The 13,990-nt window shown below is 67.6% G+C and carries 13 protein-coding genes; 5 read left to right on the top strand and 8 right to left on the bottom strand.

Translation table 11 applies throughout. From position 1 onward, the window contains the following. Positions 1 to 27: 27 nt before the first annotated feature. The 5 genes from BCY78_RS04580 to BCY78_RS25915 are packed head-to-tail and all read left to right on the top strand — an operon-like array spanning position 28 to position 4,901. A complete protein-coding gene (locus BCY78_RS04580; protein ID WP_068298473.1) occupies positions 28 to 1,014 on the top strand; it encodes an ABC transporter permease in 987 nt (328 codons plus the stop codon). 13 nt (positions 1,015 to 1,027) lie between these two features. After that, positions 1,028 to 1,975 (top strand): ABC transporter permease, encoded by a 948-nt coding sequence (locus BCY78_RS04575; protein WP_068298471.1) that lies wholly within the window; start codon positions 1,028 to 1,030, stop codon positions 1,973 to 1,975. 13 nt (positions 1,976 to 1,988) lie between these two features. Next, positions 1,989 to 2,984 carry an ABC transporter ATP-binding protein gene (locus tag BCY78_RS04570; protein ID WP_068298468.1) on the top strand — a complete coding sequence of 332 codons (996 nt, stop codon included), beginning with the start codon at positions 1,989 to 1,991 and terminating at the stop codon, positions 2,982 to 2,984. Continuing rightward, positions 2,977 to 3,963 (top strand): ABC transporter ATP-binding protein, encoded by a 987-nt coding sequence (locus BCY78_RS04565; RefSeq protein ID WP_068298466.1) that lies wholly within the window; start codon positions 2,977 to 2,979, stop codon positions 3,961 to 3,963. Before BCY78_RS04570 ends, BCY78_RS04565 begins: the two co-directional genes overlap by 8 nt. A gap of 32 nt (positions 3,964 to 3,995) precedes the next feature. Continuing rightward, complete coding sequence (locus tag BCY78_RS25915) at positions 3,996 to 4,901, top strand: LysR family transcriptional regulator (protein WP_068298463.1); 906 nt, start codon at positions 3,996 to 3,998, stop codon at positions 4,899 to 4,901. On the opposite strand, the gene BCY78_RS04555 is transcribed toward BCY78_RS25915, so the two are convergent. From BCY78_RS04555 to BCY78_RS04520, 8 genes are all read right to left on the bottom strand, one after another. Beyond that, positions 4,886 to 5,887 carry a GlxA family transcriptional regulator gene (locus BCY78_RS04555; protein ID WP_068298460.1) on the bottom strand — a complete coding sequence of 334 codons (1,002 nt, stop codon included), beginning with the start codon at positions 5,885 to 5,887 and terminating at the stop codon, positions 4,886 to 4,888. The two genes, BCY78_RS25915 and BCY78_RS04555, sit on opposite strands and share 16 nt — an antisense overlap. 4 nt (positions 5,888 to 5,891) lie before the next feature. After that, positions 5,892 to 7,448 (bottom strand): trimethylamine methyltransferase family protein, encoded by a 1,557-nt coding sequence (locus BCY78_RS04550; RefSeq protein WP_068298456.1) that lies wholly within the window; start codon positions 7,446 to 7,448, stop codon positions 5,892 to 5,894. Positions 7,449 to 7,670: 222 nt separating this feature from the next. Then, entirely contained in the window at positions 7,671 to 9,368 is a 1,698-nt protein-coding gene (locus BCY78_RS04545) for an FAD-binding protein (RefSeq protein ID WP_068298454.1), read from the bottom strand. 3 nt (positions 9,369 to 9,371) lie between these two features. Then, positions 9,372 to 10,148 carry an SDR family NAD(P)-dependent oxidoreductase gene (locus BCY78_RS04540; protein ID WP_068298452.1) on the bottom strand — a complete coding sequence of 259 codons (777 nt, stop codon included), beginning with the start codon at positions 10,146 to 10,148 and terminating at the stop codon, positions 9,372 to 9,374. 1 nt (position 10,149) lies between these two features. Beyond that, a complete protein-coding gene (locus BCY78_RS04535) occupies positions 10,150 to 10,893 on the bottom strand; it encodes an SDR family NAD(P)-dependent oxidoreductase (protein WP_068298448.1) in 744 nt (247 codons plus the stop codon). A 69-nt stretch (positions 10,894 to 10,962) separates the two neighbouring features. Further along, positions 10,963 to 12,093: a C4-dicarboxylate TRAP transporter substrate-binding protein gene (locus BCY78_RS04530; protein ID WP_068298446.1), complete on the bottom strand. Its 1,131-nt coding sequence runs from the start codon at positions 12,091 to 12,093 to the stop codon at positions 10,963 to 10,965. Positions 12,094 to 12,139: 46 nt separating this feature from the next. After that, the gene (locus BCY78_RS04525) at positions 12,140 to 13,450 is read right to left on the bottom strand and encodes a TRAP transporter large permease (protein ID WP_068298443.1); all 1,311 of its coding nucleotides are present in this window, start codon (positions 13,448 to 13,450) and stop codon (positions 12,140 to 12,142) included. After that, on the bottom strand, positions 13,450 to 13,980 hold the full coding sequence (locus tag BCY78_RS04520; RefSeq protein WP_068298442.1) for a TRAP transporter small permease: 531 nt from the start codon (positions 13,978 to 13,980) through the stop codon (positions 13,450 to 13,452). The genes BCY78_RS04525 and BCY78_RS04520 overlap by 1 nt, the downstream gene beginning before the upstream one ends. Positions 13,981 to 13,990: the final 10 nt, after the last annotated feature.

Below are 13,990 nucleotides of genomic sequence, written 5' to 3'. Positions count from 1 at the left end.
CGTGCGAACCTTGACGGGACACGCCCCATGATCGCCTTCATTCTCAGACGCCTGCTGCAATCGATCATCGTGATGGTCGCCGTAGCCGCCGTCTCCTTCACGCTTTTCCGCTTCGTCGGCGACCCGATCTCGTCGATGGTCGGTCAGGAAGCCTCGATCGCCGACCGAGAGGCCCTGCGCGACAGCCTTGGCCTGAACGATTCCATCATCAGCCAGTTCCTGCGTTTCATGGGCGATGCCCTGCAAGGCGAGTTCGGGATCTCGTACCGGCTGCAGATGCCGGTGACCGAGCTGATCCTGCAACGCCTGCCCGCCACAGTGGAGCTGGCGCTGGTCTCGGGCACCTTGGCCTTCGTGCTGGGCCTGTCGCTGGGGGTCTACACCGCCCTCAAGCGCCGCGGGATCCTGTCCAACCTGATCATGACCGGCTCGCTCATTGGCGTGTCGCTGCCGACCTTCCTGATCGGCGTGCTGCTGATCTGGGTCTTCGCGGTGGAACTGCGCTGGTTGCCCTCCAACGGACGGGGCGAGGTCGTGGCCTTGGGCGATTGGTGGTCGACGGGCTTCCTGACCCATTCCGGCCGGCTTGCGCTGATCCTGCCGGCGATCACGCTGGGCCTGTACCAGATGACTCTGATCATGCGCCTCGTGCGGGCCGAGATGCTGGAGGTCCTGCGCACCGATTATATCAAGTTCGCCCGCGCCCGTGGCCTGTCCTCGCGCGCGGTGAACTTCGGCCATGCGCTGAAGAACACGCTGGTGCCCGTGATCACCATCACCGGGTTGCAGCTGGGATCGATCATCGCCTTCGCCATCATCACCGAGACGGTGTTCAACTGGCCGGGCGTCGGCGCGCTGTTCATCAACTCGGTCCGCTTCGTCGATGTGCCGGTGATGGCCGCCTATCTGATGATGATCGCGCTGATCTTCGTGGTCATCAACCTGATCGTCGACCTGCTCTACTACGCGGTCGACCCCCGCCTGCGCGTCGATCGCGCGGCCAAGGCTCATTGACGGAGGCCGCGCCATGACCACCGAACCGAATCCCACCCCGAAAGAGCCAAGCCGCCTGTACCGGATGTGGGACAGCGATCTGGCCTATGCCTTCCGCACCGCGCCCGTGGCCATCGCCGCGACGCTGGTCGCGCTGATCATCATCGGCGGCGCGGTCTTCGCGCCGTGGCTGGCCACGATGAACCCGTTCAACCCGGCCGAGCTGAACCTGATGAACGGATTCACCCCGCCGATGGAGCCCAACGCCTTCACCGGCGAGACCTTCCTGATGGGCGCCGACAATCAGGGCCGCGACATGCTGTCGACGATCCTCTATGGCACGCGGACCTCGTTGTTCGTCGGCGCCATGGCCGTGCTGTTCGCGATGGTTTTGGGCATTTCCGTGGGCCTGTTTGCCGGCTGGCGCGGCGGCTGGGTCGACAGCGCCCTGATGCGCGTGGCCGATGTGCAGCTGGCTTTCCCGGCGATCCTGATCGCGCTTCTGGTCTTCGGCATCGCGCGCGGCTTCATCCCTGACAACCTGCGCGACCAGCTGGCGATCTGGGTGCTGATCGTCGCCATCGGCCTGTCCGACTGGGTGCAATTCGCCCGCGTCGTGCGCGGCGCCACGATGGTCGAGAAGAACAAGGAATACGTGCAGGCCGCCCGTGTGATCGGCGCGCATCCGGTGAAGATCATGTTCCGCCACATCCTGCCCAATGTCATGGGCCCGGTGCTGGTCATCGCCACGATCTCGCTGGCGCTGGCGATCATCGCCGAGGCGACCTTGTCCTTCCTCGGCGTGGGCGTACCGCCGACGCAACCGAGCCTCGGGACGCTGATCCGCATCGGCCAGTCGTTCCTGATCTCGGGCGAATGGTGGATCCTGCTGTTCCCCGCTCTCACCCTTCTGGCGCTGGCGCTGTCGGTCAACCTGCTCGGTGACTGGCTGCGCGACGCGCTGAACCCCCGTCTTCGCTAAGGGAGGCCCCGCCATGGCAGAGCCCCTTCTTTCCGTCCGCGATCTGGTGGTGGAATTCCCCACCCGTCGCGGCATCCTGCGCGCCTTGGACCGCGTGAGCTTCGACATCATGCCCGGCGAGGTGCTGGGCATGGTCGGCGAATCCGGTGCCGGCAAATCCATCACCGGCGCCGCCATCATCGGCCTGATCGAGCCCCCGGGCCGCATTGCCTCGGGCGAGATCCGCCTCAAGGGGCAGCGCATCGACAACATCACCCCCGAAGCCATGCGCAAGATCCGCGGCAAGCGCATCGGCATGGTGTTTCAGGACCCGCTGACCTCGCTCAACCCGCTCTATACCGTTGCCCAGCAGTTGATCGAGACGATCCGCACGCATATCGACTGCTCGGAAGCCGAGGCTCGCAAGCGCGCCGTCGCCCTTCTGGACCGCGTCGGCATCCCCGCCGCCGCGCGCCGGATCGACGATTACCCGCACCATTTCTCGGGCGGCATGCGGCAGCGCGTGGTGATCGCGCTGGCGCTCTGCGCCGAGCCCGAGCTGGTGATCGCCGACGAGCCGACCACGGCGCTGGATGTCTCGGTGCAGTCGCAGATCATCGAGGTGTTGAAGGACATCTGCGCCGAACGGGGTGCTGCGGTGATGCTGATCACCCATGACATGGGCGTCATTGCCGAAACCGCGGACCGCGTCGCCGTCCTCTATGCCGGGCGCATGGCCGAGGTCGGCCCCGTGCGCGAGGTCATCACCGAGGCGATGCATCCCTATACCGCCGGGCTGATGAGCTCGATCCCGACGCTGACGCAGGAGAGCGACCGGCTGGTACAGATCCCCGGCGCCATGCCGCGCCTCAACGCCATCCCCACGGGCTGCGCCTTCAACCCGCGCTGCGCCAAGGCTTTCGGTCCCTGCACGGTCGAGCGCCCTGAATTGATCGCGCAGGAGGGCGGGCGGCAGGTCGCCTGCTGGCTCTATGACGAGGCCAAGCGCCGGGAGGTGCCGCATGTCTGATCCGCTGGTGAAAATCGACGGGCTGACCCGCCGTTTCGACGTGTCGAAGCCTTGGCTCAACCGTGTGATCGAGCGCGAAGACAAGCAATTCCTCACCGCCAATGCCGATGTCAGCTTCGAGATCGGCCGCGGTGAGACCTTCGCGCTGGTGGGCGAATCCGGCTCTGGCAAATCGACGATCGCCAAGATGGTGGTCGGGCTGCTCGCGCCCTCCGCCGGGACGATCACCTTCGACGGCCAGCGCATCGACGCGGGGGCGGGCATCCCCCGCAGCCTGCGGCGGCGCTTCCAGATGATTTTCCAAGACCCCTTCGCCAGCCTTAATCCGCGTTGGCGCGTGGGCGAGATCATTTCGGAGCCGATCCGCACCTTCGGCCTGATGAACGCCACGGATGCCCGGAAGGAAGCCGGTCGGCTGCTGGAGGTCGTGGGCCTGTCCGCCAATGACGTGAACAAGTTCCCGCATGAATTCTCGGGCGGACAGCGGCAGCGGATCGCCATCGCGCGGGCGCTGTCCTCGAAGCCGGAATTCATCGTCTGCGACGAACCGACCTCGGCCTTGGATGTGTCGGTGCAGGCGCAGATCCTGAACCTGATGCGCGATCTGCAGGACGAATTCGGCCTGACCTACCTGCTCATCAGCCACGATCTGTCGGTGGTGCGGCACATGTCCAGCCGGATCGGCGTGTTGTACCTCGGCCGTCTGGTCGAGGTGGCGCAGGGCAAGAAACTGTTCACCGAGCCGCAGCATCCCTATACGCGCATGCTGCTCGACGCCGTGCCGGACCTCGCGCTGTCGGGTCGCCGGCGCCGTCCGGTCGAGGGCGAGATTCCGAACCCGATCTCGCCGCCCTCGGGCTGTGCCTTCCACCCGCGCTGTCCTCTGGCCTTCGACCGCTGCAAGCAGGAGATCCCGCAGCCCCGGCAGACGCCCATCGGACAGGCCGCCTGTCACGCGCTGGACCACGCCGTCGCTTGACGGCCTATGAGGCAGAGGCATAACTCTGCCTCATGGCATCCCTGCGCTCCGAGATCGGTCCCCTGTCGCCCCTCTTCGCCCTCGAGGCGGCGGGGCGGCTGGGCAGTTTCACCCGCGCTGCGCAGGAGCTGGGCGTGACGCAGGCCGCGGTCAGCAAACAGATCGTCGCGCTGGAGGAGCGTCTGGGACAACCCCTGTTCCACCGCCGTCCCCGCCATGTCGAACTGACCGAAGCCGGGCGCGAGCTGTTCGCCACCACTGCGCTGGCGCTGGGATCGATCGCGCGCGCCATGCGCGAGGCGCAGCACCGGCCCTTCGCGCCGATCACCGTCGCGCTGTCGGTCCGGCTGTCGCATCTATGGCTGATGCCGCGTCTGCAGGACTTTGCCGCGCGCCACCCGGACATTCCGATCCGCATCATCGCCCAAGACAGCCCCGAGGGCGTCGCCGGCGCCGATTTCACCGTCATGTTCAAGGGCCCGACGGCCGAGCTGGGCCCCGACTGGAGCCCGCTTTTCGCGGCGGATATCCGCGCCATGGCGACGGCGGGTTTTCTGGCGCGCCACCCGATGCAAACCGCGGCCGACGTCTTGCGCGCGCCACTGATCCAGTACGACGCGCCGGACCAAAGCTGGCTGACGTGGCGCGATTGGGCGCGGGCCGCCGGGCTGTCGACGGGCGATCTGCGCCCCTCGCTGTCGGTCAACCGCTACGAGGATGCGGTGGCGGCGGCGCTTGGCGGGCAGGGCACCTTGCTGGCCTGGTGCAGCGGGGATCGGCCGTTGATTGCCGAGGGTACTTTGGTTCCCTTGCCGGGACCGGTGCTGCAGGCGCCGGGCGCGTTCTACCTGCGGCAAGTCGGCCATCAGCCCGGCACCGCGGAAGTGCGCGACTGGATCACTGGGCTGGCCGAGGAAACCGGTCAGGCACTTGGTTGAGCGGCGAAGGGTTCCAGCTGTACCGCCCGGAAACCCCGCGGCGAGGTGCCGAAATGCTTCTTGTAGACCTTGGAGAACTGCCCGCTGCCGTTGAAGCCGCAGGCCAGCGAGATCTCGGTCACCGACAGGTCGGTATCGCGGAGCAGGCTGCGCGCATGATCCAGCCGCAGCGCGGTATAATAGCGGGTCGGCGTGTCCTTGAGATAGCGCGCGAAGAGCCTCTCGATCTGCCGGGTCGACACGCCGAGGGCGGCGGCGATCTCGCTCACCGCCAGGGGGGCGTCGACATTGTCCTGCATCATCTTCACGGCCCCGGCGATCACCCCGTTCCGAACCCCGAGGAACGCCCGCACCGACACCCGCTGCCGCCCCTGCGTCGGTCGCGCATTGCCATAGCTCAGCATGTCGCCGACGAGGCTGGCAAGATCCGCGCCATGCTGCGCGCCGATCTCGTGCAGCATTAGATCCGTGGCCGAGATACCCGAGGCGGCGGTCGGCACCGGCCCTCGGACGAAGGCGCGGTCGCTGGGCCTTGTGCTCGGATGACGCTCGGCAAAGCTGCGCAGGCCCTGCCAATCGACGGCGCAATCCTGCCCTTGCAGCAGGCCGGCCGTGGCCAGCAGCTCGACCCCGCCGCAAATGCCCATCAGCCGGACGCCATGCGCCTGATTGTGCCGCAGTTGAGCCAACAGCCGGGGGGTCGAGGCAAGGCCTGCCCGCACCCCGCCGACCACCACCAAGGTGTCGTTGCGGTGCAGCGGCGCCAGCGCGGCGTCGACCAGTGTCGTGGTCCCGTTCGACGACCGCACCGGCAAGCCGTCCGCCGAGACCATCTGCCACGAATAGAGCGGGCGCCCGGCGGCCAGATTGGCGGTGCGCAGGGGCTCCAGCGCGCAGGAGAACGCCAGATGGGTGAAGTTCTCCAGCAAGAGGAAGACGTGGTGCTGGGTCTCGGTGCTGTGCCGGGGGGGCTTGGCGAAAGTCATCGGGTCAATCCATGATCGGCGCGCCACCCCGGGCGCGACCGGCCTCGATCAGCGGCTGCAGACGGGCGACCCGCTCCTCGGCGCCCTCCGGCTGCCGGGCATCGCGCACGATCTGTTGCCACAACCCCGTCGCCCGCTCGGCCGAGGTCAGGGCGCCGCTCTCGGTCCAGCTGCCGAAGTTGTTCAAATCGGCGACCAGCGGGTCGTAGAAGGCGGTCTGATACCGTTCCATCGTGTGTTGCGTGGCGAAGAAATGGCCCCCTGGCGGCACCTCGGCAATGGCGTCGAAACCGATCTCGGCAGCCGAGCCGGAGGGGCGCTGCGTCAACTCGGCCATGCCTTGCAACACTTCGATATCATTGATGAACTTCTCATAGCCGAAGGTCAGCCCGCCCTCCTGCCAACCCGCGGTATGGACGATCAGCGTGCCATGCGCCAGCGAGGCGCCCCACAGCCCCATGGTGCTTTCCTGCGCCGCCTGCATGTCCGGCGCATTCGACGCCGCCCCCGAGGCCGTGCGCCACGGCAGACCGATGTGCCGCGCCAATTGCCCGCCGCCGATCTGCATCTTCAGATGCTCAGGCGTGCCATAGGCCGGTGCGCCGCTCTTCATGTAGACGTTGGACGAAAAGCCGCCATAGCTGACCGGGCTGCCGGCCTTGGCCAGCTGGGTGAGGGTGATCGCGGCCAGTGCCTCGGCATGTTGCAGGGTTAGGGCGCCGGCCGGGGTGATCGGGGCCATGGCGCCGGCAAGGCAGAAGGGTGTGACGATGCACATTTGTCCGGCGCGGGCAAAGTCGATCAGCCCCTTGGCCATCGGGTTGTCCAGCAGGCGCGGCGAGTTGGTGTTGATCACCGTGCTGACCCAGACATCGCGGGCGAAATCGTCATCCGACAGGTTCAGCGCGGTCTGGATCATCTCGAACCCCTCGGCCACCTGACCGGGCCCGCGGGAATAGAGGAACAAGGGCTTGTCGCAATGGGCGAGCTGCGCCTCGATGGTCCCGTAATGGCGCAGGGCGACGGGGATATCCTGCGGCTCGACCGTCGGGCCCAACGTGTGGATCACGTCGAAGTTCTGGCACAGCTTCAGGGTCTCGACGAAATCGGCCATCGAGCCGGGTCGCCGCCCACGCTCGCGGTCCGAGGCGTTGGGGCAACCGACCCCGGCCATGAAGATCATCGCGCCCTGTTCGTAGCGCTGGTCGCGCAGCGGGTTCGGCGCGCGCAGGGTCCACGCTTTCGGCGCCGAGGCGATGGCGGCGGTGACGATATCCCGCCCGAGGAAGACCATGTCTTCCTCCACCCGCGCGCCGGCGGTGGCATAGAGCTCGCGGGCCTCGGGCAGCAGGACCTTGATCCCCAGCTCCTCCAACACGCGCAGGGCGGTGTCGTGCATCCCCGCCACCTCGTCCTCCGAGAACATCGTCTGGGCGGGGAAGGGATGGCGCAGCTGGCGGTAATCTGGCTGCCGGGCGGTCTTGGGCGCGGCCTCGCGGCTGCGACGGCGGCGGCGCGAGGTTGCGTCGTCGGTCGGGGACGGGATCGTGGCGGTGGTCATCGGAATGTCCCTTCTCGGTATCTCGCATCGGATCTGTGTCGATCCCATGATGCGAGGCCGACGGGCCGTGCCGCAACGCCACTAATCTTCAGGTGAGGTATAACCCAGAGGAATGGATTTGAGCGGGGCTTCAGGCCGGCGCGGGCGACAGGACGCCGCCCCGCCGCAGAGGCGGGCGGGGCGGCTTCCTGTGTTTCGCGCTGTGACGCCAGCGACGGCCGGTCAGTTGGCGGGTAGGGGTTTCCCGGCGGCGGTATGGGCGGCGATGAAGCCGAAGGTCAGCGCCGGGCCCAGCGTGATGCCGGCGCCGGGATAGGTGCCGCCCATGATCGAGTTGGCGTCGTTGCCGCAAGCAAACAGGCCGGGGATCGGCTGGCCCTCGGGCGTGACGACACGGGCCTGCGGGTCGATCGGCAGGCCGACCGAGGCGCCGATATCGCCGGGATGCAGCCGGATCGCGTAGAACGGCCCGCGCTCCATCGGCCCGAGGCAGGGATTGGCAAAGCCCCTCTCGCCATCGCCGAGATAGCGGTTGTAGGCGGTGCTGCCCTTGCCGTGGTCCGGGTCCTCGCCCTTCTGCGCGAAACCCGTCACCCGCGCGGCGGTCTCGGTCAGCGCCGGGGCCGGGACGCCGATTTGCGCGGCCAGATCCGCGAGGGTGCGGCCCCGCTTCAGATAGCCCGAACGAATGTGCTCGCCCATCGGCGCCGGGAAAGGCCGCACCGCGCCGAGGCCGTAGCGCCGCATGGTGGTGTGATCGGCCAGCAGCCAGACCGGCCCCTCGGGCGCGCGGCCGGGGCCGTTGCCCAGCATGGCGCGGACGAAGTCGTGATAGCTCGCGGCCTCGTTGACGAAGCGTCGGCCGGTGCCGTCGACGGCATAGACGCCGGGTTTCGCCCGGTCGAGGAACAGATGCGGGAAGGGCCGGACCGAGCCATCAGCCTGCGGGATTAGGGACACCGGGGCATAGAACAGAGGCGCCTCATTGCCCTCGGCCGGTTTCACACCCAAGGGCGCGGTCAGCGACAGACTGTCCCCGGTCGAACCCTCAGGCGACATCGACCAATGCTGGCCATGCGGATGCAGGACGTCGTCCAGCACTTTCGCACGCGCCGCACCGCCACCGGCTAGCACGACGCCCAGCTTGGCGGTGACACGCACCTCGTCCTCGGGCGTCTGCAGCATGAGGCCCGTCACGCGGGCACCCTCGGTCAGCAATTCCTTCGCGGCGGAGCGGGTCTGCAGATCGATCCCCGCCTCGAACACCGACTGCGCCAACCGCCCGGCCATGGCCGAGCCCAACACCAGCCGGGTCGCCCGCCCGCGAGTCACCTTGTCGACCGCATGGCGGGCAAGGATGCCGGCCGCATGCAGGGCGGACGCCGGCTTGCGCAGCATCGAGAACATATGCGGGATGTCCTTGCGCCCCACCATCATGCCGCCGAACACGGTGAATTCGCGGATTGGCGGGCGGATCAGTGCCAGCTTCTCGCCCATCACCCGCGCGTCGAAATCGAGGGGATCGAGCACCCGGTGCCCCATGGAACCGCCCGGCTGATCGGGGTGATAATCCGGCGCGACCGGGCGCATCGAGAATTTCAGATGGGTCTTCGCCTCCATGAAGCGGACCATCTTCGGCCCGGCGTCGAGGAAGCTCTCCCAGAGCGCCGGCTGGCCGTGATTGCCGACTTCGGCCTGCAGATAGGTCATCGCCTTGCCCGCGGGTTCGGCGGCGCCGGCGGCCAGCTGATGCGGGTTGTTCGGGATCCAGGTCGCGCCGCCGGAATAGGCGGTCGAGCCGCCGATATACTCGGTCTTCTCGACGATCAGCACCGTGAGGCCCAGATCATGCGCCGTCAGCGCAGCCGCCATCCCCGCCGCGCCAGACCCCACGACGACCAGATCGTAACTCTGTTGCATGGCTTATGCCTCGTCCGGACGCGGGTAGCGGCCCAAGGTCCAGCCGCCGTCGATCCGCAGGGTCTCGCCGGTGATGAAGCTGGCCTCGTCCGACACGAGGAAGATCGCGCCGTTGGCGATATCCTCGGGCTTGCCGACCCGGCGCAGCGGGCATTGGTCGATATAGATGTGCCGCCGCCATTTCTCGGTGCGGATGCGCTCGGCGGTCAGGGCCGTCTCGATCAGGCCGGGGGCGACGGCGACGACGCGGATGCCCTCGACGCCATAGTCGGTGGCCATCTGGCGCGTCAGCCCCGCGACGGCGGCTTTCGAGGTCGAATAGGCGGCCGATCCGGTGGCACCGATGAAGGAATAGATCGAGGCCGTGTTCAGGATCACTCCACCGCCCTTGCCGGTCCAGTCGTTGACCGCGGCGCGCGACAGGCGGAAGAGGCCGGTCACGTTGACATCGAGATAGCGGTTCAGCGTCTCGTCATCGCACTCGCCCGCCATGCCGCCACCACCGATGCCGGCGTTGTTGCACAAGACGTTCCATTGCCAGCCGAGCCCCTTGAGCCGCGCGCGGATCGCGTCGGGCAGGCCCGGGTCGGTGACATTGCCGACAAGCGTCTCGAAACGGCCGGGGCCCGAGACACCGGCGGCCGTCTCGGCCAGCCCGGCTTCCGACAGGTCAACGCCCAGAACCCGCGCGCCCTCGCGCACGAAACCCTCGGCCATGCCGCGACCGATGCCGCTGCCGGCGCCGGTCAGGACGATGCATTTGTTGGACAATCTTGCCATGTCAGGCGCCTCCCAACGTGCCGACCGAGGCGCCGCCATCGACGATCAGGGTCTGGCCGGTGATGAATCCGGTGCGGCGGTCGGCGAGGAAGCCGACCACGGCGGCGATGTCTTCGGGCCGCCCCAGACGGCCGATCGGCTGGCGCGCGGCCAGAGCGGCGCGGGCCTCGTCATCCCAGGCGTCGAGGATCGCCGTCTCGATCACGCCGGGTGCGATGGCGTTGACGAGGATGCGCTTGGGCGCAAGGTCCAGCGCCATGGCGCGGGTCAGGCCGACGACGGCGGCCTTCGAGGCGGCGTAATGTGCGATCGACCGTGCGCCCAGCCAGGACCGCGAGGCGATGTTGATGATGCGCCCGTCCTCGGGCATGCGGCGCGAGGCGGCCTGCGACAGGGTGAAGACGGGGATGTAATTGACCTCGGTCATGCGGCGCAGATCGGCGGCGGTCAGGGCGTCGAACTCGATCACGTCGAAGATGCCCGCGTTGTTGACCAGCACGTCGAGGCGCGGCAGGGAGGCGATCTCGGCCTTGATGGCGTCTTCGTCGCGCAGGTCGATACCGGCGGCGGTCACTGCCAAGCCACGTTCCGCCAGCGTCGCGGCTGCGGCGCCGACGCGCTCGGCCGAGAGATCCAGCATGCGGACGCGGAAGCCGTCTTCGGCCAGACGGGTCGCCGAGGCGAGGCCGATGCCGCCTGCAGCGCCGGTGACGACGGCGACCGGCAGATCCTGTTCAGAGGTCATGGAAGTCTCCTTGGGCCCCTTGGGGCCGGGGGGTGTTCGGGGGCGGCAGACCCGCCCCCGAGGTTGGGGTTACTGAAGGCCCCAGGTGTTCACGTCGATCGGGCCGTAGAGGTTTTCCTGCAGCAGCGCGGTCAGGGCCTCGACGGTGTAGGGCTGCTCCAGCCCTTCCAGCAGGCCGACCCATTTGTCGACATAGCCCTGGAAGTTGGCGAACAGCGCTTCCGGGTCCTCGATGCCATGGGCCGAGGCCGCGATGCCGGCGCTGTCGCCGACACCCTCGGCGACCCAGGTGTCATAGGCTTCCTGCAGCGAGGCATCGGGCTCGACGATCGGGATGCCGCGCTCGGCCGCCATTTCGCGGGCCTCGGAGGCTTCGCGGGCATAGGCCACCTGCAGACGGGCCAGCGATTCCGCCGAGACGTCGAACACGGTGCGGCGCTGTTCCGGGGTCAGGCCGGCCCAGAAGTCCGGGTTATAGGCCCAGGTGACGCCGGCGTAGAACGGGCTCATCGCCAGCGTGGTCACGCCGCCCGCCACTTCCATCAGCGTCGCGCCGCCGGTCAGATGCGAGGTGTCCGACGCCGTGCAATCGACCGAGCCGCGCTCGAAGGCGGTGTAGATCTCGTTCGAGGGCACGTTGACGCCGACGACGCCGATCGCCTGACCGAAGCGGGCCCAGCCGCCGCCCGGCATGCGGACGCGCTTGCCTTCGAAATCGGCCAGCGTGCTCAGGGGCTCGCGGCAGATGAAGTTGTATTCCGGCACGGCATAGCCGCCACCGAATAGCACGCCGTTGTCGCGCCAGTCGTTGAAGCCCACCGGCTCGTTCATCATGAAATCGCTCCAGGCGAAGGCCATGACGAAGGGATCGGGCGTGATGAAGCCCATGTCGGCCACCGCGTTCGACACCGGCAGGTCCGAGGGCGTGTAGGTTGCGGTGTGGAAGCCCGCCTGCGCCAGACCATCGGCCACGCCCTGCATCGTCGATTGCGCCGGGATCAGCGCGCCGCCGACGATGACCTCAAAGCTGACATCGCCATTGGTGGCCTCGGCCAGATCCTCGGCCCATTGGACATGGGCTTCGCGGGTGATGACGTGGTTGGGCTCAAGCCACGACGAGAACAGGTATTGCGCTTCGGCAGCGGTGCCGATGGTCAGCGCGGTCGTGCCCGCAAGGGCCATGGTGAAGAGTGCTTTCATGTCCGTTTCCTCCCTGGACGATGAGTTGCAAGGTGAGTGGGTGAAATCAGTTCGCCATCAGGCTGGGCAGCCACAGGACCAGCGACGGGAAGGCGACCAGCAGAACCAGCGTGACCACGTCCATCGCGAGGAACCACATGGCGCCCCGGAAAACGGTGGTCAGCGGGACAGCCCCTCTGAGCGCCGAGTTGATGACGTAGACATTGAGCCCGACGGGCGGCGTGATCAGGCCGATCTCCAGCAGTTTGATGATGATGATGCCGAACCAGATCATGTTCACATCGGCCCCGCCCAGCAGCGGGATCAGCACCGGCAGCGTCAGCAGCATCAGCCCGATCGAGTCGATGAACATGCCCATCAGGATGTAGACGATGGCGATCATCAGGATCAGGATCAGCGGATTGGTACTGACGCTGAGCATCGTGTCGGCGATCACCCGCGGCAGGCCGGTGAGGCCCATGAAGCTGGTGAACATACTGGCGCCCATGGCGATGACGAAGACCACGCTGGTGCCGCTGGCCGCCTCACGTAGGGCGGTGCGCATGATGGCGACGGTCAGGCTGCCGCGGGCGACGGCGATGACGACCGCCAGACCTGCGCCGACGGCACCGGCTTCGGTGGGGGTCATGACGCCGGTCATGATCCCGCCCAAGACGCCGAGGATGAGCAGCGGCAGCGGCCAGACCTCGCGCAGGGCGGCGGACAGCTCGCCCGGGGCCGGGGTCTCGGTCATCGGCGGCGCGAGGCTGGGGTTCAGCTTCGAGCGGATGACGATCATCGCCATATAGATCACGGCTGAGATCACGCCGGGGATGAAGCCCGCCATGAACAGCGCGCCGATCGAGGTCTGGGTGAAGATGCCGAACAGGATCATCAGGATCGACGGCGGGATCAGCGAGCCCAAGGTGCCTGACGCCGCGACCGAGCCCGTGGCCAGCGCCTTGTCATAGCCCGCCTTGATCATCTCGGGCACCGCGATGCGGGACATGGCTGCGGCCGTCGCCACCGACGAGCCCGAGGCCGCCGCGAACAGCGCCGAGGCGCCCACGGTCGAACAGGCCAGCCCCCCCGGCAGCTTGCGCAACAGGATGCGCATGGCCTTGAAAAGCCCGTTGGTCAGCCCCGCGTTCGAGGCCACGAAGCCCATCAGCAGGAACATCGGCACGGCCGAGAACGACCAGTTGGCGATGAACTGGAACGGCACGGCCCGCACGAGGCCCCAGGCGGCGTTGAGATTGGTCGCGGCCCAGATGCCGCAGAACGAGACGATCACCAAGACGAGGCCGATCGGCACCCGCAGCGCGATCAGTGCGAGAACGGCGGCAAGTCCGGTGAATCCGATTTCGAGGCGATCCATCAGACCGTTCCTTCGTCAGGGTTGGGGGGCGCGATCAACTCGGCCCGAGCCTCGGCGCTGACGGCCAGCCGGGCGAGGTGCCACAGGCAGACGAGGCCGGCCAAGGCGAAGCTGATCGGCAGGATGAAGCGGCTGGGCCAAACCACGACGGTTACCGGTCCCATCACCACCTCGCTGCGGCTGAACGAGCGCAGCGCGTCGAGCCAGGTGATCCGCGCAAGGCCGGCATAGGCGGCGACGCACAGCAGCAGCACCAGCGCGATGCAGAGCACCTTCACCGGATGGGGGAACATGTTGAAGAACAGCTCCACCGACACCGCCGAGCGGGTCATCTCGACCAGCGCGAGGGGCAGGAACACCGCCCAGACCATGTAATAATACGACACCACTTCCAGGGTGCCCTGGATCGGTCGGTTGAACAGGTATTTCATGCCGACGTCGGCGCAGACATGCAGCATCATGACCAACAGAAGGATGGCCGAGATGTCGAGCAGCCGGTTCGCCAGCCAGGTGATCGGGGTCCGTCCCATCACGCCCTCC

It is taken from the genome of Pararhodobacter sp. CCB-MM2, from assembly GCF_001691415.1.
Classification (GTDB): Bacteria; Pseudomonadota; Alphaproteobacteria; order Rhodobacterales; family Rhodobacteraceae; genus Pararhodobacter.
Note: the sequence above shows the minus strand (reverse complement) of the source record. Positions and strands in the feature narration are given on the sequence as shown.